Below are 23,203 nucleotides of genomic sequence, written 5' to 3'. Positions count from 1 at the left end.
GGCCCGGCGCCCCTGGTGGTCGTGGGAGGGTCCTCCCGTGCTGACCGAGGTGACTCCATGACGGCGGCTTTCGACCGCGACGCGTGGGAGGAGCGGTGGGCGCGGGCGTTGCGGGAGCACGGCGACGCCGTGGCGGCGATCCCGCCGAACGCGCACCTGACCCGCGCGGTCGAGGACCTGCGCCCCGGGCTCGCCCTCGACGCGGGCTGCGGTCACGGATCCGAGGCGCTCTGGCTCGCGGCCCGCGGATGGGGTGTCACCGCGGTCGACTTCTCCGCGACCGCCCTGGACCGGGCCCGCTCAACGGCGGGCACGCTCGGACCCGACATCGCCGGGCGCATCGACTGGCTCGAGGCCGATCTGGCCGGCTGGACCCCGCCGCCGGGCCGCTACGACCTCGTCGTCTGCCTGTACGTGCACATGGCGGGGACGGTCGCCGGGACGGTGCGCAGGCTCGCGGCGGGGGTCGCGCCCGGCGGCACCCTGTTCCTGGTCGGCCACCGCCCGGTCGACCCCGCCACCGGAGCCGCCACCCCAGCGGCCGGCCAGGTGCAGGTGTCCGTCGACGAGGCGATCGCCGCACTCGAACCCGCAGGCTGGGACGTCGTCGTCGCCGAGGACCGCCCGCGGGCCGCGGCCGGTACCGGCGTCGATGCCGTCGTCTGGGCTCGACGCCTCCGCTGACGCCACCTCGCTGATGGGTCGCTGTGGCCCGCTCGAGGCGCAGCTGAGCGGTCCCGCCGGTGGAGGGGAGACCGGCGGGACCGCTTCAGACGTCGTTCACGGTCAGGGCAGCGTTAGCCGGTCGACGTGCTCGACGAGCCCGGCGCGGGTGGGGGCAGGTCGAGCGGTTCGGTGATGGCCCGGGGTTGGCCGCGGGCGGACCGGGAACTCGTCGCGGTATGACGACCCGTGCCACGTACCACCGCTGGCTCCCGCTCGTGGCCACCGGCGCCTGCCTGGTGGCCGTCGCCTGCGGCGCCCCGGAGTCGGCCGATCCCACCGAGCCGCTCGCCCAGCCGGTCCCGCCTGCGACCCAGGTCGATGCCGAGGGTGACCTCGCGCCACCCGAGCAGGCGCGGGACGCCTTCACCTACGACCCGGCGGCCGCGCCGGTGGGTGCCGAGCTCTCCGTCGAGGCGGACGGGTCGGACGGCTCCACCGAGGTGCGCCTGGAGGTGGAAGGGCTGGTGCCGAACCGCGGCTACGCCGCCCACGCGCACGCCCAGCCGTGCGGGCCGACCGGGGATGCGGCCGGTCCGCACTTCCAGCACCGGGTCGACCCGGCCGCCGGTCCCGGGCGGCCCTCCACCGACCCCGCCTACGCCAATCCGGAGAACGAGATCTGGCTGGACCTGCGGACCGACGCCGAGGGCGACGGTGAGGCGGGCGCGGTGGTGCCGTTCGCGTTCACCGACCGCGCTCCGGCCTCGGTCGTCATCCACGCGGGCGAGGCCACCGCGACCGCGCCCGGTGAGGCCGGTTCCGCTGGCGGACGCGTGGCCTGCCTGAACGTCCCGTTCGACCGAGCGGCGAACGGCGGCTGACCCGGCCCGGGAAGCGGCGCCCAGCCCGCGGCCCGGATCGCCGAATCGGTCGGACCCGGACTCGGCCGTGATTGACGCAACCTGACGGTTGCGATAGCTTGTGCTGCAACCTTCCGGTTGCGATGTTCCGGCGGCGGGCACCTGGCCCCGTGCGCGGACTCGGACGGAGGGGTGCTCGCACATGCGTGGTGGGCGCGATCCCAGGTGGTGCCCACCGACATCGCAACGAACGCTTGGAGGCATCGTGAACGACCAGACACCCGGCCCGGCCCTCCCGCCCGTGGTCGACCGGCAGACCTGGCAGGAGGCGCGGGACGCGCTGTTCGCCCGGGAGAAGGCGCACACCCGCGAAGGGGACGCGATCGCGGCGGCGCGGCGGCGGCTGCCGATGGTGGAGGTCGACGCCACCATCGAGGTCGTCGGCCCGGACGGACCGGTCACGATCCTCGACGTCTTCGAGGGCCGCAGGCAGCTCATCGCCTACTTCCACGCCTGGTGGCCCGGCCGACCCGCCGCCGAGCAGTGCGAGGGCTGCACGTTCTTCAACAGCCAGGTCCGCGAGCTGTCCTACGTCCACTCCCGCGACGCCACCTACGCCGTGCTGTGCAAGGGCCCCTACCGGGAGAGCGTGCGCTACCGGGACTTCATGGGCCTGGAGATGCCGTGGTACTCGGTGGAGGAGACGGCCCCGCGGCTGCTGGAGGGTCGCGACTGGCAGCGCCACCACCTGGTGTGCTACGTCCGCGACGGCGGGCGGGTGTTCGAGACCTACTACACCGGCGGTCGCGGCGTCGAGGTCATGGCCCCCACCCACGGGCTGCTGGACATGACCGTCTACGGGCGCCAGGAGCCCTGGGAGGACTCCCCGGACGGCTGGCCCCGGCCCTGGGGCGACGGCGAGAACGCCGACGGCTGGCGGCGGAACGGGCGCCCCGTCGCCCAGTGGTCCCGGATCGAGGCCGGTCGCTCCGACGCGCTGACCTGAGACGGGGCCGCCGCACCGCCTCCAGTTTCGGCGGCAGACAGCTCGCCGCTCGAGCCGAGCTCCGCGTGGCTCCGAGCGTCCACACGTCCCCTGTGACGGTGAAGCTGAACATCATGCCGCTCTGCATGTGCTCGGCGATGTGGCAGTGCGCCATCCACACCCCCGGGTTGGTGACGTCGAGCAGGATGTCGACGGTCTGACCGGTGCGGACCAGCACCGTGTCCTTCCAGACCAGGTTCGGCTCCACCGCCCCGTCGCAGCAGCAGGTCGTCCAGGGTCAGGACCAGCTCCCGGTCGACCGGTGGCCAGTAGTCCCGCTCGGCGGGCACGACCAGGATGTTGCCGTACAGGCCCAGCTCCTGGGCGTAGTCCTCGCGGACGTGCGGGTGGTACCAGTACCGGCCGGGGTCGGGGAACCGGAGCCGGTAGGCGAACCTGCCGCCGACCGGGATCGGGTCCTGGGTCTCGTGCGGCACGCCGTCGTAGCGGTTGTCCAGGCGCAGCCCGTGCCAGCGCACGGTCGTGCTCAGGTCCCCGTGGTTGCGGACGTCGACGACGATCTCCGAGCCCTGGGCGACCTGGAGCGTGGGGCCGGGGATCTTGCGGTTGTCGCCCAGCATCCGCACGGTGGTCCTCCTCCTCCGTCTCTGGCGCGGGGCGTCGTTCAGGACCGGCCGGCGCGCACCCGGCGCACCACCTGCTCCACCGCGAGCGCGGCGGCGACGCCGACCAGGCCCAGGAAGAGCACCTGCAGGGCGGGCGCCCACGGCCAGGCGGGCCCGGCCGGCCGCAGGTCGGCCTGGGAGTACTCGAGGATCTTGGCGGCCCAGCGCGTGGTGGCCACGTCCGTGGTGGCGGCCATGTCCCGCAGTGCCGCCTCGAACGCGAAGCCCGGCTGCTGGTGCAGCTGGACGACGGGGACGCCGGCGCGCCGCGCGGCCGCCGCGACGTCCGGGTCGGGCCGGGCGGCGAGGCCGGGGACGAGCAACCGGTCGGTGCGACCGGCGGCGTCCAGGTCCGCCCGCGGGACGAACGTCAGGCCGTGGCGGGAGCGGATGCTGTCGCCGCCGGCCGCGAGCGCGAGGGTCCTGGCCGACTTGACCTCGCCGTACGGGGCGAACGCCGAGGCCAGCTCGAGCTCGCCGACACCGTCGGACAGCACGACCCCCACGGTGGTGCCGTTAGCCCGGAAACCGATGTTGAGCAGGTGCAGGATGCCCTCGGAGGGCGCGACGCGCGACCCGGGCAGGGCCGCGGCGGTCCCGGGGGAGTAGCCCGGCCAGCCGACGGCGTCCGCGGCCTTCGCCGCGGCGTCGGTGCCCAGCAGCCGCTCGATCACCCGCAGCGTCCCGTCCACCGAGGACAGCAGCCCGCCGGTGGTGATCACGTCACCGTCGTCGACGTAGCGGACCCCGCGCTGCCAGTCCACCTGGGGGTGGCGCTGCTGCAGCCCGTCCATCCGGTACCAGTGCGTGGTCGCCGGGCGCCCGTCGAGCAGCCCGGCGTCGGCGAGCAGCCGGGCGCCGGTGCACACGCCCAGCACCAGCCCGCCACCGGCGGTGTCGCGCAGCCACCCGGTCACCTCCGCGTCGCTGCCGGACACCGGCATCTCCGGTACGACGGTGACCTCCGGCGCCGCCCCGCCCAGCCGCTCGCGCAGCTGCGCGAAGCTGAGGTGGGGGACCAGGTCGAGCCCGCCCAGCAGCGGCAGCGCCCGGCGCTCCGGCGCGACTGTGTAGACGTTGAACGCTCCGGTGCCGGCCAGGACGTCGTACGGGACGAGCGCGTCGGCCACGTTGGCCCCGCCGTTGCCGACGACGACCACGGCGGTGGGCCTGGCCGGGTCGTGCGCCGGCACCGGGGCGCCGGCGTCCGCCGCCCCACCCGGCGCGTCGGGTGGGGCGTACCGGCTCTGCTCGTAGGCGGTGGAGCCCGCGGTGTACACCGCGGCCGGGACGGCGAGGAACGCCAGCAGGACGACCAGGCCACGGACGAGTCCCCGGACGACCCGGCGCCCGTCCAGCGCCCACCGCACCCCGTAGTGCCCGGCGGCGTACTCGTCGCGCCGGCTGCGGTGCCCGTCGACCGGGGGCGCGGTGCCCGGGGGTGGTTCCACCCGGGCGAGCTGCGGCGGGTTCTGCATGATGACCTCCGGACAACGCGGCTGAACGGACTCGCTGAGTGTCGTCTGACCTGCGCAAACGCGACCAGTGTCGGGAGCACGAGCTCCGCGTGGGGTTCGCGGGCGTCCGGGGTGCAGAGTGCACACCGCCCCTGCACGGACGTGTCGGTGACCTACGGTGCTGGTCCTTGGGGTGTGGGTGAGGGGGCCGATGCAGACCGACGAGCGACCCGGCACCGCGGAGTCCCGGCACGTGTGGGTGTTCGCCGTGGTCTTCCTCGGCACGGCGCTGCCCGCGGTCGTCGGGATAGCGGCCTACTGGGCGGGGCCGGCCGCGGGGGTGCTGGCGGCGGCGACGTTCGTGCTGCCGATGCTCTACGCGGTGCCCCGCGGCCGCCCGTCGTGGGCGCGCCACCGCAACCCGCTGCTGGCCGTGCAGGGGCTGCTGACCTACCTGCCCTTCGCCTTCTTCGGCGCCGACTGGGTCGCCGGCCCGCCCGGGTTCCTCGGCGGTCTGCTGCTGCTGACGGTGTCGGCGCCGACCTCGTGGCTGCTGTTCGGCGCCGCGCTGGCGACCGAGGGGGTGCTGCGGTTCGCCGTCGTCGGCCTCCCCCGGATCGAGGGGCTGCCCGAAGCGGTGCTGATCTTCGTCGTGCCGCTGTACGCCGCCGCGGCGCTGTTCGGGTTGATCCGGCTGTCCGGACTGGTCGACGAGCTGCGCGCGGCCCGTACCGAGCTGGCGACGCTGACGGTCGCCGGGGAGCGGCTGCGGGCCGCCGACCGCCTGCGCGCCGCGGTGGGCGACCGGCTCGACGCCGCCGTGGCCTGCGCCCGGGCGGCTTCGGCGCTGCTGACCAGCGCGCCGGAGGAGGCCCGTGCCCGGCTCGCCGAGGCGGCCGGCTGCGCCCGCCAGGCGCTCGACCAGGTCCGGGCGGTGGTGGCCGACGACCGGCGGGCGCCCTGGCCCGCGGTGACCGCGGCGCAGGAGGGCGCAGCGGCACCGACCGTCGCGCCGCGGCTGGCGAGGCTGGTCCTGACCCTGGCCCTGGTCGCCCTGTCCGCGCAGCTGCTGGCGACCGCTCTCGCCGACCACCACATGGACGCGCTGGTCGCAGTGGCGTCGGTGGTCGGCGTCGTCGCGCTGGTGGCGCTGCAGCTGTACCACTCCACGGCGTGGCGGGAGCACGCCCGCCCGCGTGGCTGGCCCTGGACCCTGGCCGCTCAGGTGCTGCTGCTCGTCCTGGGCTACTTCCCCGTGCTCCACGCGACCATCCACGGCCTGGGCGGGTTCGTCGCGGGTTCGGCGCTGCTGCTGCTCCCGGCCGGGTGGGGCTGGGCGGCGTTCGCCGGCATCCAGCTGGCGATCGCGGTGCACACCCTCGTCCTGCCGGGCTTGGACACCGCCGACATCGTCTACTCGCTGGTGGTGACCGTGACCACCGGATTGGTGGTGTACGGGCTGTCCCGGCTGGCGGGGCTGGCCGTGGAGCTCGACGACACGCGCCGCGAGCTCGCCAGGATGGCCGTCGTCCGCGAGCGCCTGCGGGTGGCCCGGGACACCCACGACCTGCTCGGGATGGGCCTGTCGGCGGTCGCGCTCAAGAGCGACCTGGCCGGGCGGCTGATCGACCGGGCCGACGACCGGGCGCGCGCGGAGATCGATGCGCTGGTGCGGCTGGGCGAGCAGGCCGGCGCCGACGTCCTGGCCGTCACCGACGACGTGCACCGCCTGTCGTTGCGCACCGAGCTCGACGCCGCCGCCGAGGTGCTCGCCTCCGCCGGCGTGGCGGCCGACGTCCGCGCCGACCGGGCGGACGAGCCGCTGCCGGAGGAGGTCGACTCGGTGCTGGCCACCGTGCTGCGCGAGTCGGTCACCAACGTCCTGCGGCACGCCAGGGCGCGTCGGTGCGGGATCGAGCTGACGGTCGACGCGACCGTCGCCCACCTCCGGGTGACCAACGACGGCCGCGGCGAACCCCGCGACCAGCCGCAGCGGCCCGGCGGGCACGGGCTGGCGAACCTCTCCGCCCGTGCCGCGGCCCTCGGCGGCAGCCTGTCCACGCGCGCCGAGGCCGGGGGCTTCGAGCTGACGGTGCGGCTGCCGCTGGCGGGGTCAGCGGGGCAGGCCGGCGAACAGCCGCTCGCCGCGGGCGGCGCGGCGGACGGCGTCGACGAGGTCGTCGGCGGCCCCGGCCTTGACCAGGAACCCGGACGCGCCGACGGCTAGCGCCCGGCTGCGGCTGCCCGGGGTCGCCAGTCCGGTGAGGAGCAGGACACGGCAGGTCGGCAGCCGTCCGCGCAGGTCGGCGGCGGCGGTGAGCCCGTCGGTGCCGGGCAGGTCGATGTCCAGCAGCGCGACGTCGGGGTGGTGCGCGAGCGCCGCGGGCACGACCCGGTCGCCGCGGGCCACCGCGGCGACGACCTCCAGGTCGTCCTCCAGCTCCAGGAGGGCGACCAGGGTCTCGCGCAGGACGGCGATGTCCTCGGCGACCAGGACCCGGATGCGCATGGTGGGAGTGTCGGGCCGGCGGTGGCGCCGCCACCAGTGCGGCCGGGCACCGGGTCGAGGTGGGGATCGCACCGGTGGCGGGTGCATTCTGCACGTCGCCGTCCCGGGCTAGAGCCAGCCGGCGTCCGCGGCGATGCGGGCCGCGTCGACGCGGTTGCGCGCTCCCAGCTTCGTCACCGCCGACGCCAGGTAGTTGCGCACGGTGCCGTAGGAGAGGTGCAGCTGCGCGGCGATCTCGGCGGCCGGCTCACCGGCCGCGTGCCGGGTCAGGATCTCCGCCTCCCGCGGTGACAGCGGGTTGTCGGCCAGCTCCAGGGCCGCCAGCGCCAGCTGCGGGTCGACCACCCGCTCCCCGGCCGCGACCCGGCGCACCGCGTCGATCAACTGGTCGGCCGGGGCGTCCTTGACCAGGAAACCGCCCACCTTCGCCGACAGGGCGCGCCGCAGGGTGCCCGGCTTGCCCAGCCCGGTCAGCATCAGCGTGCGGCACTGGGGCAACCGGTGGTGCAGCTCGGCGGCGGCGCTGATGCCGTCGCCGCCGGGCAGGTCGATGTCGAGGACCGCGACGTCCGGGCGGTGCTCCAGGGCGGCGGGCACGATCTCGTCGCCGCGGGCGGCCGCGGCCACCACGTCGAGGTCGGGCTCCAGCTGCAGGACCGCGACCAGCGTGTCGCGCAGGATGCGCACGTCCTCGGCGATCAGAACCCGGATCACTCGCACCTCCCGGAGCCCGGCCCGCACGACGATAACGGCTGCCTGGTCGCTGTCGAGCGACATGCGTCGTCGGGCTCCGCGGGGCCGCGGGAGGGACGCCCGTCACGTCGATGACGCGCTTGTCAGCCCGACATCCGCCCGCGGTGCCCCGATGCGTTCCCGCCCGTACCTCACCCGTCGTGCATCTGAGCACGTCGCACGGATGACGACCGGCACGCCCTGCCGTGTTTGGGTAGGCGCGGTGGAGATGGCGGCGCGGCTCGGGAGGAGCAGCGGTGGCGGTGCGGAGTGTGCTGGTGTCCGGGGCCGGGATCGCCGGCCTCGTGTTCGCCTACTGGGCGCGGCGCCACGGCCTCGAGCCGGTCGTGGTCGAGCGCGCACCCGGCCTGCGGGCCGAGGGCCACGGCGTCGACCTGCGCGGCGCCGGGCGCGAGGTGGTCCGCCGGATGGGCCTGGAGGACGCTGTGCGCGCCGCCGGCACGGGGGAGCAGGGCATCGCTTTCACCGACTGGACCGGTCGGACCCGGGCCCGGGTGGGCAGGGAGGTCTTCGCCGGGTTCGGCGGCGAGGGCCCGACCGCGGAGTTGGAGGTCCTGCGCGGGCAGCTCGCCACCCTGATCCGCGACGCCGCCGGTCCCGGTGTCGAGTGGGTGTTCGACGACCACATCGCCGCGATCGACGACCGCGGCTCCGGCCCGGTGCGCGTCCGGCTCGCCGGCGGCGGGTCCTACGAGGTCGACGTGGTGGTCGCGGCCGACGGGATCGGCTCGGCGACCCGGCGGCTGGTGTTCGGGGAGCACGACGAGCAGGGCCGGGCCTGGTTCCGTCCCGTGGGCGTGTCCCTGGCCTACCTGACCGTCCCGCGCCGACGCGGCGACGGGTCGTGGGCGACCTGGCAGCACGATCCCGGTGGTCGCTCGGTCATCCTGCGCCCGGACCCCGTGGGCACCACCCGGGCCGCGTTGTCCTTCCTCGCCCCGCCGTGCCTGCGCGGGCGGGACCCCGACGCGCAGAAGGCGCTGCTGACCGGCCGGTTCATCGACGTCGGCGGGGCCGCTCCGCGGGTGCTCGACGCGCTGGCGGCGGCGTCGGAGTTCTACGCCGAGGACGTCGGTCAGGTGCGGATGCCGGCCTGGTCGCGGGGGCGCGTGGTGCTGCTCGGCGACGCCGGGTACTGCCCGTCCCCGATCAGCGGGATGGGCACCACCCTGGCCGTCGTCGGAGCCGCCGTGCTGGCCGGCGAGCTCGCCCGCTGTCCGGACCCCGCCGCGGCCTTCGCCGCCTACGAGGAGCGGATGCGGCCCTACGTCGACCGGGCCCAGGAGCTGCCGCCCGGCACCCCGTACACCGGCCTGCCCCGCACCCGTTGGGGCATCCGTGTCCTGCACGCCGCTCTGCGCGCCACCGCGACCCCGCCGCTGACCGGGATGATGGGCCGGTTCCTCTCCCCGCCGGCGCACACGATCGACCTCCCGAGCCACCTCACGACAGCCGCTCACGGGTAGCCCTGGTGACCAGGCCGAGCGCCCCCGGGGCGCGATCGCCGAACGGGCTCGGTCCCCGGGGGGTGCTGCTCGTACGGTGTGCAAGCGTGACGCCCGCCGCGAGGACTCCGCAGCTCCGCAGCCACGAGCCGGTCGAGGGTCGGGGGGAGGCCCGGTGAGCGCCGCGGTCCCCCGGGAGGGGCTGCGCGGGGTGCTGCCGGTAGCGCCCACGGTGTTCCGCGACGACGAGTCGCTCGACCTGCACGGGCAGCGCCGGGTCGCGGAGTTCCTGGTCGACGCCGGGTCCGCGGCGATCTGCGTGCTGGCCAACTTCTCCGAGCAGTTCTCGCTCACCGACGCCGAGCGCCTGCAGGTCCTCGAGGCCACGCTGGACCAGGTGGCCGGGCGCGTCCCGGTGATCGTCACGACCAGCTCCTACAGCGCGCGCATCACGCGCGAGCGCAACCGGGACGCGCTGCAGCGCGGGGCCGCGATGGTCATGGTGATGGCCCCGTTCTTCGGGGCCACGATGGTCGTGCCCGAGGACGGAGTGCTCGACTACTTCCGCAGGGTCGCCGACGGGCTCGACATCGAGATCATGCTGCAGGACGCGCCGATGAGCCCGACCCCGCTGCCGGTGCCGCTCATCGCCCGGCTCGCCCGGGAGGTCCCGCAGGTCCGGCACGCCAAGATCGAGGTGCCGCGCACGGCCGCGAAGGTCCGCGCCCTGCGCGCCGCGGCCGGGGACGACCTGCCGGGGCTCTACGACGGCGAGGAGGCCGTGACGCTGGTCCCCGACCTCGACGCCGGTGTGCTGGCCACCATGTCCTCGGCGACCGTCCCCGAGGCACTGGCCGCTGTCGTCGCCCGCTACCACGCGGGCGACCGCGCCGGCGCCGTCGAGGCGTGGGAGCGGGTCCTGCCGCTGATCCACTACGAGAACCGCCAGTGCGGCCTGGCCGCGGCCAAGATCCTGCTCGCCGAGGGCGGGGTCATCGGCTCGGCCCGGACGCGGGCCCCGTTCCCCGAGATCGGCCCGCGCACCCGGGAGGAGCTGCTGGACCTGGCCAGGAGCCGCGACGCGCTCGCCCTGCGCTGGGCCTGATCAGGCCAGGAAGCGCCTGATCACCGGGGCGATCTCCCGCGCGCGGTCGAACAGCATGAGGTGGCCGCCGCCGGGCACGACGACGAGCTCGGCGTCGGGGAGCAGCTTCGCCATGATCCGGGCGTTGATCGCCGGGACGGCGGGGTCGTCGTCACCGGCCAGGAGCAGGGTCGGTCGCCGCAGGAGCGGCAGCAGCGGCAGGCTCGACCACGTCGAGATCGACAGCATCTGGTACCAGTAGCCGCGCCGGGTCGGCGGATGGGCGAGGCGGGCCGCGATGTGCCCGCGCATGCCTTCGACGTCGCGGCCCGGTCCGCCGCCGAAGTGGGCCAGTGCCTCGGCGAAGGCGTCCACGTCGCGGTAGCGGCGGGTGGACAGCAGCGTCCGCAGGGCAGTCGGGGTGGCGGGCACGCTCGCCATCCCGAAGTGCGTGCTGGCCAGCACCACGCGGCGGACCCGCTTGCGGTGGGCGAGGGCGACCTGCTGGGCGAGGAGCCCGCCCCAGGACACGCCGAGCACGTCGGCCCGGTCGATGCCGGCGTGGTCGAGCACCCGGGTCGCGATCCTGCCGAGCAGCGGCAGCGGCAGCGGCACGGGCGGGGTGGCCGAGCGCCCCGTCCCGGGGATGTCGAACGCGACGGTGGTCCGGTCGGCGCCGAGCAGGTCGCGCAGCGGGTGCCACATCTCGGTGTTGCCGCCGATGCCCATCAGCAGCAGCAGGGGGGTGGCCGCGTCGGGTGCGGGACGCACGGAGACGTGGACGTCCATGCCGTAGATCCGGACGCGTTCCTCGGTCATCCCGCGACGCTACGAGCCGGTCCGCGGTCCCGCACGCACAGATCGGGGGTGCGAGGGGAGGTGTGGTCGGGGTCTCCGGGGGTCGCGGGCTCGCCGTCGGCGGCCCGGCTCCGGCACTGGAGTCGATAAGTGAATCGTGGTTAGCTCAGACGGTGGGTCCGATGACGGGTCTGCGCACCGACGGGAGGAATGCCCATGAGCCGAGCAGTGCACGTCGCCGGGGTCGGGATGGTGCCCTTCACCAAGCCGCGGGAGGCGGTCGGGTACGAGCGGATGGGGGAGCAGGCGACCCGGGCGGCCCTCGTCGACGCCGGCCTGGACTACGCGCTGGTCGAACAGGCCTACGTCGGCTACGTCTACGGCGACTCCACGTCCGGCCAGAACGCCCTCTACGGCGTCGGGCTCACCGGGATCCCCGTCGTCAACGTGAACAACAACTGCTCGACCGGGTCCTCGGCGCTGTTCCTGGCCCGGCAGGCCGTCGCGAGCGGAGCCGCCGAGTGCGTGCTGGCGGTCGGGTTCGAGCAGATGGTCAACGGCGCGCTCGGCGTCGGGTTCACCGACCGCACCTCGCCCTTCGCCCGGTTCGAGGCGGCCCGCGACGCCCTGCAGGAGCCCGACGACACCGCACCGTTCGCCGCGCAGTTCTTCGGCGGCGCGGGCCGGGAGCACATGGAGCGGTTCGGCACCGATCGATCGACGTTCGCGAAGATCGCGGTCAAGGCCCGCCGGCACGCCGCGCACAACCCCTACGCGGTTTTCCGCGAGCAGGTCACCGAGGAGGAGGTGCTCGCCTCCCCGGCCGTGCACGGCCCGCTCACCCGGCTGATGTGCTGCCCGCCCACCTGCGGCGCGGCCGCCGCCGTGGTGTGCAGCGCCGACTTCGCCCGCCGGCACGGGCTGGACGCCTCGGTGGTGGTCCGGGCGCAGGCGATGACCACCGACACGGCCAGCACGTTCGACGCCGCCGACATGCGCCGCGTCGTCGGCTACGACATGGCGGTGGCCGCCGCCGGGCAGGTCTACGAGGCGGCCGGGGTCGGGCCCGAGGACATCGGGGTCGTCGAGCTGCACGACTGCTTCGCCACCAACGAGCTGATCACCTACGAGGCGCTCGGGCTGACCCCGGAGGGCTCGGCGGAGAAGTTCGTGCTCGACGGCGACAACACCTACGGCGGACGGGTGGTCACCAACCCCTCGGGCGGGCTGCTGTCCAAGGGCCACCCGCTGGGCGCCACCGGGCTCGCGCAGTGCGCCGAGCTGGTGTGGCAGCTGCGCGGCACCGCCGGTCCCCGCCAGGTCGACGGGGTGTCGCTGGCCCTGCAGCACAACCTGGGCCTGGGCGGGGCCTGCGTCGTCACGCTGTACGAGCGGGTGGCGGCGTGAGCCCGGCCGCGATCGACCCGTCGGTGGTCGGGCGGGTGCTCCCGGAGCGGGAGGTCGAGGTCGAGCGCGGGCGGCTGCGGTCGTTCGCGCTGGCCATCGGCGAGACCGACGCCGTCTACACCGACCTCGACGCCGCCCGCACGGCCGGCCACCCCGACCTGCCGGTGCCGCCGACGTTCCTGTTCGGCGTCGGCCTGGGCCGTGGGCCCGAGCAGGACTTCGGTTGGATCGCCGAGCTGGGCGTCGACCTGCGCGCGGTGCTGCACGGCGACCAGGCCTTCACCTACCACGCCCTCGCGCACGCCGGCGACACGCTGACCCTCGCCCCGCGCATCGCCGACGTGTTCAGCCGCAAGGGCGGGGCGCTGCAGTTCCTCGTCCGCGAGACCGCGGTGCGCCGCACCGACGGCGACCCCGTCGCCGACCTGCGCGAGACCCTCGTCGTCCGGGGGATCTCGTCTTGAGCACCGCGCTGCACGGCGTCACCGTCGGCACCGAGCTGCCGCCGCTGGCGCTGCCGCCGATCAGTCGCACCACGCTGGCGCTGTTCGGTCCCGCGTCCGGCGACCTGAACCCCATCCACCTCGACCTCGACGTGGCCCGCTCCGCCGGCCTGGACGACGTGTTCGCCCACGGGATGCTGTCCATGGCCTACCTCGGCCGGCTGCTGACCGGGTGGGTCGACCAGCGCCGCATCCGCTCGTTGGCCACCCGGTTCGTCGCCGTCACCCCGGTGCACGGGCAGCCGACCTGCACCGGCCGGGTCGCCGCGATCACCGAGGTCGACGGCGAGCGCCGGGCCGAGGTCGAACTCGCGGTCGTCCTCGCCGACGGCACCACCACCCTGACCGGGACCGCCACCATCGCCCTGGAGGAATCGTGACCAGCCCGCTCGCCGACCGGGTCGCCCTGGTCTCCGGCTCCGGTCGCGGCATCGGCCGCGAGATCGCGCTCAAGCTGGCCGCGGCCGGCGCCGCCGTCGTGGTCAACGACCTGGACCCCGACGTCGCCGAGCGGACCGCCGCCGACATCACCGCGGCCGGCGGCAGGGCCACGACCTGCCCGGGCAGCGTGACCGCGGACGGGTTCGCCGAGCGGTTCGTCGGCACCGCCGTGGACACCTTCGGCGGGCTGCACATCGTGGTCAACAACGCCGGCTACACCTGGGACGGCGTGCTGCAGAAGATGTCCGACGAGCAGTGGGACGACATCCTCGACGTCCACCTCAAGGCCCCGTTCCGGATCCTGCGCGCCGCCCAGCCGGTGATCAGTGCCGCGGTCAGGGTCGAGCGGGCCGCCGGCGGGCCCCGGGTGACCCGCAAGGTCGTGAACATCTCCTCGATCGCCGGCACCACCGGCAACGCCGGGCAGGCCAACTACAGCTCGGCCAAGGCCGGGGTCACCGGGCTGACCAGGACCCTGGCCAAGGAGTGGGGCCGCTACGACGTCACGGTGAACTGCGTGGCGTTCGGGCTGATCCGCACCCGGCTCACCGAGGCCGCGGCCGGCGGCGACGCCAGCATCGACGTCGGGGGCCGGCGGATCCGGGTCGGGGTGAACCCCGACCTGCTCGCGCAGCTGGAGACCGGCATCCCACTGGGCCGGGCCGGCACCCCGGCCGAGGCCGCCGGCGCGGTGTACCTGCTGTGCATCCCGGAGAGCGACTACGTCAGCGGGCAGGTGCTGGTGTGCGGCGGCGGGTTCGGTGGCTGACGGCACGGTGGGCCGGACCGACGACGGGCCGGTCGCCACGCTGACCCTCGACCGCGGGCAGCGCAACGCGCTGTCCGGCGGCTTCGCCGACGCCCTCGTCGAGGCCCTGTGCGCCTGCGACGCCGACCCGGCCGTCCGCGCGGTCGTGCTCACCGGGGCCGGGCGGTCGTTCTCGGTGGGCGCCGACCTGAGCGAGGGGCCCGACTCGCTGCGCCGGTTGCTGGTCGCCGACGGCGCCGACCGGCCCGGCTACCGGGAGCCGGCCGGCCGGGTCACCCTGCTGATCGCGGCCATGGCGACCCCGGTGGTCGTGGCGGTCAACGGCGACGCCGTCGGCGGCGGTGCGACGATCACCCTGGCCGCCGACGTCCGGTTCGCCGCCGACACCGCGCGCTTCGCGTTCCCGTTCACCCGCCTCGGGGTGTGCCCGGAAGGCGCGTCCACCCACTACCTGCCCCGGCTGGTGGGGGCCGGGCGCGCGACGGACTGGCTGCTGTCGGGCCGGACCGTCGACGCGGCCGAGGCACTGGCGGCCGGCCTGGTGACCCGGGTGCTCCCGGCCGCGGACGTGCTGGGCGCCGCGCAGCGCTACGCCCACGAGCTCGCCGAGCGCACCTCGCCCCGGGCGGTGGCGGTGACCCGGGCGCTGCTGGCCGCGACCCCCGCCGACCCGGCCGCCGCCTCCGACGCGGAGAGCGCGGCGATCGCGGAGCTGATCGGCGGGCCGGACTGCGCCGAGGGCATCGGGGCGTTCCTGCAGCGCCGCGCGCCGCGGTTCGCCCCGCTCACCCGGTGACGGGCTCGGCGACCTTCGCCAGCTCGGCGCGCAGCAGGTGCTTCTGGATCTTCCCCGACGGGTTGCGCGGGATCGGGTGCACCACCATCGCGTGCGGCGCCTTGTAGCCGGCGATGCGCTCCTTCGCCCAGGCCCGCAGCGACTCCAGGGTCGGCTCGCGGCCCTCCACCGGGACCACCACGGCCAGGATGCTCTCGCCGTAGTCCGGGTGCGGGATGCCGATCACGGCGACGTCGAGCACGTCGGGATGCCCGGCCAGCGCGCCCTCGACCTCCACCGAGTAGACGTTGCGGGCCCCGGTGATGATCATGTCCTTGAGTCGGTCGACCAGGGTGATGTAGCCGTCGGCGTCGAGCAGGGCCAGGTCGCCGGTGTGCAGCCAGCCGTCGCGGATCGTCTCGGCGGTGGCCTCTGGCCGGTTCCAGTAGCCCTTCATCACGGTCTCGCCGCGCAGCACCAGCTCGCCGACCGTGCCGGGCTCGACGTCGCGGCCGTCCGTGTCGACGACCCGGGCCTCGGTGTTCGGGATGGCGTACCGACCGCTGGCGTCGGGACGGGCGGCGACCTCCGCGGGACCGGCGAAGATCCCGCCCGGCCCGGCCTCGGTCTGCCCGCACAGCTGGTACAGCTCGACCTCGGGCAGCGCCGCGACCAGCGCGCGGACCGCGTCGGCCGGCATCGGCGCGGCCCCGAACATGCCCACCCGCCAGGCGGACAGGTCCCGGGAGGCGAGGTCGGGCAGCCGCAGCAGGAACTGGTACATCGTCGGCACGCCGAAGAAGACCGTGATGCGCTCGGCGGCCATCACGTCGGCGACCGCGGCCGGGTCGAAGCCGGGCACGACGACGTGGGTCATCCCCAGCGGGGTGCCGGCGAACAGGATCAGCGACAGCTGCGCGGCGTGGTAGAGCGGGGCGACGTGCAGCGTCCGGTCGCCGTCGCGGTAACCGGCCACCCCGGCCATGTTCACCCCGACCCACACCGCCCGGTGGTGGTCGAACAACGCGCCCTTGGCGGCTCCGGTGGTGCCGGAGGTGTAGAGCAGCAGCGCGTCGTCGTCCTCCGCGCACACGTGGGTGACCGGTGGGTGGTCGGCGGTGGCCAGCTCGGCCAGCTCGGGCAGGGTGAGCACGGTCGGCGCCGTACCGGTCGACTCAGAGCCGGCCAGCTCGACGCCCGCCCGCACCACGGCGGTCAGCGCCGGGGCGTGCAGCAGGGCCGTCGCCCCCGAGTCGGTGATCAGGTGCGCCAGCTCGGGCGGGGCGTTGTTCGGGTTCGCCGGCACCAGGATCGCCCCGGTGCGCAGCACCGCGTAGGCGGCGATGACGAACGCGTCGCTGTTGGTGGACATGAGCAGCACGCGGTCGCCGGGCCGGACGCCGCCGGCGGCCAGCGCGGCCGCGGACCGCTCGACCTCCTCGTGCAGCTCGCGGTAGCTGCGCCTGCGCTCGCCGAAGACCAGCGCCTCCCGCTGCGGGCACCGGGCCGCCGTGGTGCGCAGGGTGTCGGGGATCGTGGGCATGGCGCCGCCTCTCAGGAGACGCCGCGGTCGGCGTCGGACCAGTACTTCGCGCGCAGCTCGCGCTTGAGGATCTTGCCGGCGCCGGAGAGCGGCAGCGCGTCGACGAACTCCGCGCTGCGCGGCGCCTTGTAGCCGGCGATCAGGGTCTTGGTGTGCTCGCGGAGCTCCTCGGGGGTGGCCTCGGCGCCCGGGGCGAGCACGACGACCGCGTGCACGCGCTCGCCCCACTCCGGGTCGGGGACGCCGATCACCGCGCAGGACGCCACGGCCGGGTGCTTGGCCAGCGCGTTCTCCACCTCGGCCGAGTACACGTTCTCCCCGCCCGAGACGATCATGTCCTTGATCCGGTCGACGACGAAGACGTAGCCCTCGTCGTCCATGTAGCCGCCGTCGCCGGTGTGCATCCAGCCGTCGCGGACGGCCTGGGCGGTCTCCGCCGGCCGGTTCCAGTAGCCGAGCATGACGTGCCCGCCACGGGACACGATCTCGCCGACGGTGCCCCGCGGGACCTCGGTGTCCTCGGCGTCGACGATGCGGACCTCGGCGTGCGGGGCGGCCCGCCCGGCGGCGCGGCGCAGCCGGTCGACCCGGTGGTCGGCGGGCAGCAGCAGGGTGGCGACCGGGGACAGCTCGGTCATCCCGTAGGCCTGGGTGAACTCGGTGGTCGGCAGCCGCTTGGCCGCCCGCTCCAGCACCGCGTCGGAGATCGGCGAGGCCCCGTAGATCAGGTGGCGCAGGCCGGTCAGGTCGAACTCGGCGGCGTCCGGGGCGTCGACCAGCATCTGGATCATCGTGGGGACCAGCAGCACGTCGGTGACCCCGTGGGTGGCGATGGCCTCGGCCACGCCGCGTGGGGTGAACATCGCCACGATGACGTGCGTGCCGCCGACGGCGTTGCGGGCCACCCAGGCCGCGCCGTCGGCCAGGTGGAACATCGGGGCGGCGTGCAGCAGCCGCCCGCCCGGGGTCATGAACTCCCCGCTGGCCGCCGAGCCCAGCGCGGACATCAGCAGGTTGGTGTGGCTGAGCACGACCCCCTTGGGGGTGCCGGTGGTGCCGCCGGTGTACCAGATCCCGGCGGGCGCGTCGCCGCCGCGGCGCGCGTCGGGCACCGGGTCGTGCGCGGCGAGCAGGTCCTCGTAGGCCAGGGCGCCCTCCGGAACGGCGCCGTCCCCGCAGAAGACCACGGTGTCGAGCACCGGGGCCGCCGCCCGGATCGCCGGCAGCGCGGGCGCGAACGCGTCGTCGACCAGCAGCACGCGGGCACCGGCGTCCTGCAGCGAGAACGCGATCTCCGCCGGGCTCCACCGGATGTTGGCCGGGGTCAGCACCCCGTCGGCCCAGGGTACGGCGAACAGGTACTCGTGGTAGCGGTCGGAGTTCAGGGCCAGGATCGCCACCCGGTCGCCCGGGCCGACCCCGAGCGAGCGCAACGCCGCGGCCAGTCGAGCGACCCGGTCCAGGCACTCGGACCAGGTGCGCACCCGATCACCGAAGATCGTCGCCGCGGCGTCCGGGGTCTGCTGGGCCGCCCGGTGCAGGGACTGGGTCAGGTACATCCGATGACCTCCTCAAGGCAGCACTGCCACGATGTCCGAACTTATCAGGGTTCACATATTCGGACCATCCCCACTTCACAGACGACATCCTCGGGATATACGATGATCGCTGATTCACCTCGGGGATCGGCCGGGCCGGGCTAGCATCAGGTCGACCCGCAGGAGGTGCGTCCATGGCTGCGACGGCAGCACCCGGCCCGGCGCCGGAGGTCGTGGCGCGCCCCCGGCGCCCGCGCGACCGCAAGCAGCAGATCATCGCGGCCGCCGCCGTCCGGTTCTGGACGCTGGGCTACCACCGGGTCGGCATGGCCGACATCGCCGCCGCCGTCGGGATCGGCCCCAGCGCGCTCTACCGCCACTTCCGCAGCAAGCAGGAGCTGCTCCTCGCGGTGCTCGACGCGCAGCTCACGGCCATCGAGAACGGGGTGGCCGCCGGGGTGGCGGACCTGCCGGAGCACGCGCTGGACAACCGGGAGTTCGGCGCCCTGTGGGAGCGCGAGGCGCGGCACCTGCCCGAGCCGGAGCACCGGGCCATCCGGCACCGGCTGCGCGCCCTGGCCGCCCGGGTCGCCGAGGCCATCGCCGCCGAAGCGGGCCCGGGCGGCTCCGCCGAGCTGCGGGCGTGGGCCGCGCTCTCGGTGGTCGACAGCCCCACCCACCACCACCTCGACCTGGACCGCGCCCGGTTCGTGGCCCTGCTGCGCGGGGCCGCGCAGGCGGTCACCACCGCGGCGCTACCGCCGACGACGGCCGCCGCCCCCCGGCCCGGCCCGGACCGGCCGGTGCTCCTCCCGGCGACCCGCCGCGAAGCCCTGCTGGCGGTGGCCATCCGGCTGTTCGGGGAACGCGGCTACCCCTCGGTCGGGCTGAGCGACATCGGCGCGGCCGCCGGGATCGCCGGACCGAGCGTCTACAACCACTTCGAGAGCAAGACCGACATCCTCGTCGCGGCCCTGCAGCGCGGCAACGAGAGCCTCTGGATGGGACTGCACCACGCGCTGGCCCGGGCCGCGGACGCCACCGGGGCGCTGGACCTGCTGGTGGCGGACTACACCGCGTTCACCCTGGCCAACCCGCACATCATCGGCATCCTGCTGTCGGAGGTCACCAACCTGCCCGACAGCCGGCGCGACGCGTTCCGCCGCACCCAGCTCGACTACGTCGCGGAGTGGGTGGCCCTGCTGGTGCGCTCCCGGCCCGAGCTCGACGCCGTCGCCGCCCGGGCGCTCGTGCACGCCGCGTTGTCCGTGGTCAACGACGTGACCCGGGTCCACCACCTGCAGCACCGCCCGGAGTTGGCGCAGGAGACGGCGCTGCTGGCCCGGGCCGTGCTGCGGGCGGTGCCCGCCGCGCCCTGAGCCGCTCGGCGCCTGCGGCCTACCGCTCCCGCTGCCGCAGCAGGAACCGCTGCACCTTGCCGCTGGGCGTCTTGGGCAGGGCGTCGACGAGGTGCACCCGGCGCGGGTAGGCGTGCGCGGCGTATCGGGTCCGCACCAGCTGCGCCAGCTCGTCGGGGAGGTCCGGGCCCGCCTCGGCGCCCTCGCGCAGCACCACGAACGCCTCGACCACCTCGCCGCGCAGCTCGTCGGGCATCCCGACGACGGCGACCTCCGCGACCGCCGGGTGCGTCGACAGCACGGACTCGATGTCGAACGGGCCGATCCGGTAGCCCGCCATGATGATCACGTCGTCGTCGCGGGCGGAGAAGTACAGGTAGCCGTCGGCGTCGGCGCGTCCCGCGTCGCCGGTGAGGTACCAGCGGCCGTCCGCGCTGAACCGGTCGCCGCGGACGCCACCCGCGTAGCCCTCGAACCAGAGCAGCGGGCTCGCCGGCACGTCGAGGGCGACGCGGCCGGGGGTGTCCGGCCCGACCTCCTCGTCGGCGTCGTCGGCGAGCACGGCGACCCGGAAGCCCGGCAGCGCGCGGCCCATCGAGCCCGGCCGCACAGCGGTCCGGAGGTCGGGGTGCCAGGCGTTGGCGGCGACCATGCCGAGCTCGGTCTGCCCGTAGTGGTCGCGCACTTCCACGCCGAGGACCTCGCGGCCCCACGTCACGAGGTCCGGGTTGAGCGGCTCGCCCGCGCTGGAGCAGGTGCGCAGCCGCAGCGTCCGCGGCGGGGCGATCCCCGAGGCCCGCAGCCCGCGGTAGACGGTGGGCGCGGCGGCGAAGGCGGTGACGCCGAACCGGTCGAGCACGTCCCACATCGACCGCGCGGAGAAGCCGGCGTCGAGCAGCAGCGTGCGGCGCCCGGACGCCAGCGGCGCGAGCAGGGCGTAGTAGAGCCCGTAGGCCCAGCCGGGGTCCGCGGCGTTCCAGAGCACGTCGTCGGCGGTGACGTCGAGGGCCAGCTCCTGGTAGGCCACCATCGAGGCCAACGCCTTCGCCGGGACGATCACGCCCTTCGGCTTGCCCGTGGTGCCCGACGTGTAGAGCTGCACCATCGGCGCGTCGGGCCCGCCGACGGCGGCGGGGGCGCCGGTGGGGGAGGACCCGGCGAGCCGCGCCCACTCGTCCGAGCCGACCGCGACGACGGTCCACGGCGCGTCGGCCGGGATGTCCTCGCCCGGGTCGAGCTTCGGCCGCTGGGTGCCGTCCGTGATCACCACGGTCGTGCCGGAGGCGGTGAGCCGCAACGCGATCGCCTGCGGGGCGAACGCGGTGAACAGCGGCACGTAGACCGCGCCGAGCCGCAGCACTGCCAGCACGGTGACGAGCAGGTCGGCCGTCTTGGGCAGCAGCGTCGCCACCCGCGAGCCCGGCCCGACGCCCAGCCCGGCCAACCCGGCGGCCAGCCGCTCGGAGCGTTCGCGCAGCTCGCCGTAGGTGAGCTCGACGGCCGACAGGTCCCCGGCCACCAGCGTGGCGGCCACGTCCCCGGCCGGGTGCCGGTCGCACAGCTCCGCGGCCAGCCCGAGGTCTGGCCGACCGTAATGCTCCCGCAGTTCCACGGCCCGCGCCGTCGCGTCGGTCATGGTCGTGATCGTGGCACAGGGCCGGGCTCATCCCCGGCCGGCGGCGTCGAGCAGGTGGGTGGCGGCGTGGTCGATGACCGCGTCGGTGCCCCGGACCGTCATCGAGCCCGGGACCAGGACCAGCCGGTCCACGCCCGCCTCGGCGTAGCGCCGCACGTCGTCGGGGGTGACGATCGGGTCGGGCGGGGTGATCGTGATCTGCAACCGGGTGGCGTCGGCCCCCCGCAACCGCCGGCGCGCCCGGTCCAGCCGGGCGATGGTCTCGCCGGCCTGGTCCGGGGTGAGCTCCCAGCCGAACCAGCCGTCCCCGACCGCGGCCGCCCGCTCGATCGCCGCCGCGGCGTGCCCACCGACCACGAGCGGCGGGCGGGGCCGCTGGACCGGGCCGGGGTGCTGCACCACCCCGTGCAGCGTGACGAACCGGCCGTCGTGGTCGCGGTCGTGGCGCCAGAGCTTCAGCAGGACGTCGATGTGCTCGTCGGTCATCGCGGCCCGGTCGGCCATGCCGACCCCGAACGCCGCGAGCTCGGCCTCGACGTGCCCCACGCCGATCCCGACGTCCAGCCGCCCGCCCGACAGCACGTCCAGCGAGGTGAGCTGCTTGGCCAGCAGCACCGGCTGGCGCTGGGGCAGCACCAGCACCCCCACCCCGAGCCGGATCCGGTCGGTGACGGCGGCGAGGTAGGTGAGGGTGGTGAGCGCTTCCAGCCGCGGTTCGGTGGCGCTGTCCGGCGCGTCGTCGGGCAGCGCGATGTGGTCGCCCACCCACAGCGACTCGAACCCGAGTCCCTCGACCCGGCGAGCGGTGTCGGCCAGCCTGCGGGGCTGCGCGTTCTCGCCCCGGTGCAGGGCGTACAGGGCGTACTTCATCGGCCGCGTCACGTCGGGAGTATCGCAACGGGAGCCTGCCACCCACACCGCTCCGTGCCGCGCCCCTGATGCGGGCGTGGTGGGAGCGGCGGTCATCGATCGCGCCGCGGCTGGTCGAGCAGGGCGAGCAGGCCCGCGACGGCGAGGGCGAAGCCGGCGAGCAGTCCGGTGAGGTGGGCGGCGCCCGGGAGACCGGACCCGCCGCGGTAGGCGTCGACGCCGACGACCAGGGCCATGTGGTAGAGCCCCCAGGAGAAGGTGACCGCGCTGCCGGTCCACGCCGCGACGGCCGCGGCCGCCCGGGCGGCCGGTGGGCCGCTGAGCAGGGCGAGGACTCCGGCCGCGCCGAGCACCGCGAACGCCGCGGCGGGCGCGTGCACCAGGGTGGTGGCCACGTCGTCGGCCGTCGAGGCGGTGGCGAGGTGCAGGCCCGCCGCCAGGACCGCCGTGCCGGCGCCGCCGGCCGCGAGGAGGGGCAGCAGTGGATGGGCCCTCACCCCCGCCCGCGGCGCGCTCAGCACCCCGGACCAGCGGGTCCGTGCGTGCAGCCCGAACGCGGCGACCAGGAAGGCTCCCTGCCAGGCGAATCCGCCGTAGACCAGCGGTCCCACCCACGGCGCCAGCGAGCCATCGCCCAGTCCGACCCCGACACCGGCCGACACCAGCGTGGCCGGCAGGTTCACCAGCGCGATCGGGACGAGCAGCCCCGTACCGACCCAGGCCGGCAGCAGCAGGAGCCAGGCGGGCAGCCGGTATCCCCAGCCGTGGGTCAACGCCAGCGCCAGGACGACCACCAGGACGTCCAGCACGGCCGTGGTCGCGTTGCCCGCGATCATGGTGGGATCGGTGAGCATCGCCGGATCGGCCACGCCGACGTCGGTCCGAGCGAGCCAGAGCGCCTTGAGGGTCAGGTAGGGCAGCACCCCGGCGGCGGCCGCCCACCCGATGGCCCGGTGCAGGACCGGCGTGCGCGGCTGCGAGGTCGGCTGCGGGGAGGGCGGAGTGGTCATCGCGGTCGCACTCATGGCCTCGAGCGTGCCGCCGCGCCGCACCGCAGGACTCCCGCCCTGAGGCGATCCACCTCCCTCACGCGGGGGAGCGCGCGAGGACCGGGCTGCGG

Annotated in this window: 21 protein-coding genes and 2 pseudogenes; 12 read left to right on the top strand and 11 right to left on the bottom strand. The window is 75.3% G+C overall.

The genetic code is table 11. The features are described from left to right. The first annotated feature begins 57 nt into the window (after positions 1–57). The 3 genes from KDL28_RS15460 (at position 58) to KDL28_RS15450 (ending at position 2,532) form a co-directional block, all read left to right on the top strand. Positions 58–684 (top strand): class I SAM-dependent methyltransferase, encoded by a 627-nt coding sequence (locus KDL28_RS15460; protein WP_252439128.1) that lies wholly within the window; start codon positions 58–60, stop codon positions 682–684. 218 nt (positions 685–902) lie between these two features. After that, positions 903–1,547: a superoxide dismutase family protein gene (locus tag KDL28_RS15455; RefSeq protein ID WP_252439126.1), complete on the top strand. Its 645-nt coding sequence runs from the start codon at positions 903–905 to the stop codon at positions 1,545–1,547. 244 nt (positions 1,548–1,791) lie between these two features. Next, positions 1,792–2,532 (top strand): DUF899 family protein, encoded by a 741-nt coding sequence (locus KDL28_RS15450; RefSeq protein ID WP_252439124.1) that lies wholly within the window; start codon positions 1,792–1,794, stop codon positions 2,530–2,532. A gap of 151 nt (positions 2,533–2,683) precedes the next feature. Here KDL28_RS15450 and KDL28_RS42115 read toward each other — a convergent pair. From KDL28_RS42115 to KDL28_RS15445, 3 genes and pseudogenes are all read right to left on the bottom strand, one after another. Continuing rightward, a pseudogene (locus tag KDL28_RS42115) lies at positions 2,684–2,749 on the bottom strand (hypothetical protein); the annotation flags it as partial. 115 nt (positions 2,750–2,864) lie between these two features. Then, a pseudogene (locus KDL28_RS42110) lies at positions 2,865–3,152 on the bottom strand (multicopper oxidase domain-containing protein); the annotation flags it as partial. Between the two features lie 44 nt (positions 3,153–3,196). After that, positions 3,197–4,675 carry a DJ-1/PfpI family protein gene (locus tag KDL28_RS15445; protein WP_252439122.1) on the bottom strand — a complete coding sequence of 493 codons (1,479 nt, stop codon included), beginning with the start codon at positions 4,673–4,675 and terminating at the stop codon, positions 3,197–3,199. 190 nt (positions 4,676–4,865) lie between these two features. On the opposite strand from KDL28_RS15445, the gene KDL28_RS15440 reads away from it, so the two are divergent. Then, positions 4,866–6,881 carry a sensor histidine kinase gene (locus KDL28_RS15440; RefSeq protein ID WP_252439120.1) on the top strand — a complete coding sequence of 672 codons (2,016 nt, stop codon included), beginning with the start codon at positions 4,866–4,868 and terminating at the stop codon, positions 6,879–6,881. Here the strand turns inward: KDL28_RS15440 and KDL28_RS15435 are convergent. Further along, positions 6,768–7,163 carry a response regulator gene (locus KDL28_RS15435; RefSeq protein WP_252439118.1) on the bottom strand — a complete coding sequence of 132 codons (396 nt, stop codon included), beginning with the start codon at positions 7,161–7,163 and terminating at the stop codon, positions 6,768–6,770. The genes KDL28_RS15440 and KDL28_RS15435 overlap by 114 nt on opposite strands. Positions 7,164–7,271: 108 nt before the next feature. Then, positions 7,272–7,877 (bottom strand): response regulator transcription factor, encoded by a 606-nt coding sequence (locus KDL28_RS15430; protein WP_252439116.1) that lies wholly within the window; start codon positions 7,875–7,877, stop codon positions 7,272–7,274. A 275-nt stretch (positions 7,878–8,152) separates the two neighbouring features. On the opposite strand from KDL28_RS15430, the gene KDL28_RS15425 reads away from it, so the two are divergent. Next, a complete protein-coding gene (locus KDL28_RS15425) occupies positions 8,153–9,382 on the top strand; it encodes an FAD-dependent monooxygenase (RefSeq protein WP_252439114.1) in 1,230 nt (409 codons plus the stop codon). 154 nt (positions 9,383–9,536) lie between these two features. After that, complete coding sequence (locus KDL28_RS15420; RefSeq protein WP_252439112.1) at positions 9,537–10,466, top strand: dihydrodipicolinate synthase family protein; 930 nt, start codon at positions 9,537–9,539, stop codon at positions 10,464–10,466. On the opposite strand, the gene KDL28_RS15415 is transcribed toward KDL28_RS15420, so the two are convergent. After that, positions 10,467–11,264, bottom strand: a complete 798-nt coding sequence (locus KDL28_RS15415; protein ID WP_252439110.1) for an alpha/beta fold hydrolase — start codon at positions 11,262–11,264, stop codon at positions 10,467–10,469. It lies immediately after the preceding gene. 195 nt (positions 11,265–11,459) lie between these two features. On the opposite strand from KDL28_RS15415, the gene KDL28_RS15410 reads away from it, so the two are divergent. From KDL28_RS15410 to KDL28_RS15390, 5 genes are read left to right on the top strand one after another with little or no spacing between them, the layout of a single operon-like run. Further along, a complete protein-coding gene (locus tag KDL28_RS15410; protein WP_252439108.1) occupies positions 11,460–12,650 on the top strand; it encodes a lipid-transfer protein in 1,191 nt (396 codons plus the stop codon). Further along, positions 12,647–13,114 carry a MaoC family dehydratase N-terminal domain-containing protein gene (locus tag KDL28_RS15405; RefSeq protein ID WP_252439106.1) on the top strand — a complete coding sequence of 156 codons (468 nt, stop codon included), beginning with the start codon at positions 12,647–12,649 and terminating at the stop codon, positions 13,112–13,114. Before KDL28_RS15410 ends, KDL28_RS15405 begins: the two co-directional genes overlap by 4 nt. Next, entirely contained in the window at positions 13,111–13,533 is a 423-nt protein-coding gene (locus KDL28_RS15400) for a MaoC/PaaZ C-terminal domain-containing protein (RefSeq protein WP_252439104.1), read from the top strand. Before KDL28_RS15405 ends, KDL28_RS15400 begins: the two co-directional genes overlap by 4 nt. After that, positions 13,530–14,363, top strand: coding sequence for an SDR family NAD(P)-dependent oxidoreductase (locus KDL28_RS15395; protein WP_252439102.1), 834 nt, complete (start codon positions 13,530–13,532; stop codon positions 14,361–14,363). Before KDL28_RS15400 ends, KDL28_RS15395 begins: the two co-directional genes overlap by 4 nt. Next, positions 14,356–15,159 carry an enoyl-CoA hydratase-related protein gene (locus tag KDL28_RS15390; RefSeq protein ID WP_252439100.1) on the top strand — a complete coding sequence of 268 codons (804 nt, stop codon included), beginning with the start codon at positions 14,356–14,358 and terminating at the stop codon, positions 15,157–15,159. The genes KDL28_RS15395 and KDL28_RS15390 overlap by 8 nt, the downstream gene beginning before the upstream one ends. On the opposite strand, the gene KDL28_RS15385 is transcribed toward KDL28_RS15390, so the two are convergent. Continuing rightward, on the bottom strand, positions 15,149–16,681 hold the full coding sequence (locus KDL28_RS15385; RefSeq protein WP_252439098.1) for a class I adenylate-forming enzyme family protein: 1,533 nt from the start codon (positions 16,679–16,681) through the stop codon (positions 15,149–15,151). The genes KDL28_RS15390 and KDL28_RS15385 overlap by 11 nt on opposite strands. An 11-nt stretch (positions 16,682–16,692) precedes the next feature. Then, a complete protein-coding gene (locus KDL28_RS15380) occupies positions 16,693–18,240 on the bottom strand; it encodes an acyl-CoA synthetase (RefSeq protein WP_252439096.1) in 1,548 nt (515 codons plus the stop codon). A 173-nt stretch (positions 18,241–18,413) separates the two neighbouring features. Here KDL28_RS15380 and KDL28_RS15375 point away from each other — a divergent pair, with 173 nt between their 5' ends. Then, a complete protein-coding gene (locus KDL28_RS15375; RefSeq protein ID WP_252439094.1) occupies positions 18,414–19,598 on the top strand; it encodes a TetR/AcrR family transcriptional regulator in 1,185 nt (394 codons plus the stop codon). A 19-nt stretch (positions 19,599–19,617) separates the two neighbouring features. On the opposite strand, the gene KDL28_RS15370 is transcribed toward KDL28_RS15375, so the two are convergent. The 3 genes from KDL28_RS15370 to KDL28_RS15360 all read right to left on the bottom strand — a co-directional run bounded on the left by KDL28_RS15370 (position 19,618) and on the right by KDL28_RS15360 (position 23,108). Then, positions 19,618–21,213, bottom strand: coding sequence for an AMP-binding protein (locus KDL28_RS15370; RefSeq protein ID WP_252439092.1), 1,596 nt, complete (start codon positions 21,211–21,213; stop codon positions 19,618–19,620). 27 nt (positions 21,214–21,240) lie between these two features. Further along, positions 21,241–22,095, bottom strand: a complete 855-nt coding sequence (locus tag KDL28_RS15365) for a TIGR03619 family F420-dependent LLM class oxidoreductase (RefSeq protein WP_252439090.1) — start codon at positions 22,093–22,095, stop codon at positions 21,241–21,243. An 80-nt stretch (positions 22,096–22,175) separates the two neighbouring features. Further along, positions 22,176–23,108 (bottom strand): hypothetical protein, encoded by a 933-nt coding sequence (locus KDL28_RS15360; protein WP_252439088.1) that lies wholly within the window; start codon positions 23,106–23,108, stop codon positions 22,176–22,178. Positions 23,109–23,203: the final 95 nt, after the last annotated feature.

This window comes from Pseudonocardia humida, from assembly GCF_023898865.1.
Taxonomy (GTDB): domain Bacteria; phylum Actinomycetota; class Actinomycetes; order Mycobacteriales; family Pseudonocardiaceae; genus Pseudonocardia; species Pseudonocardia humida.
Note: the sequence above shows the minus strand (reverse complement) of the source record. Positions and strands in the feature narration are given on the sequence as shown.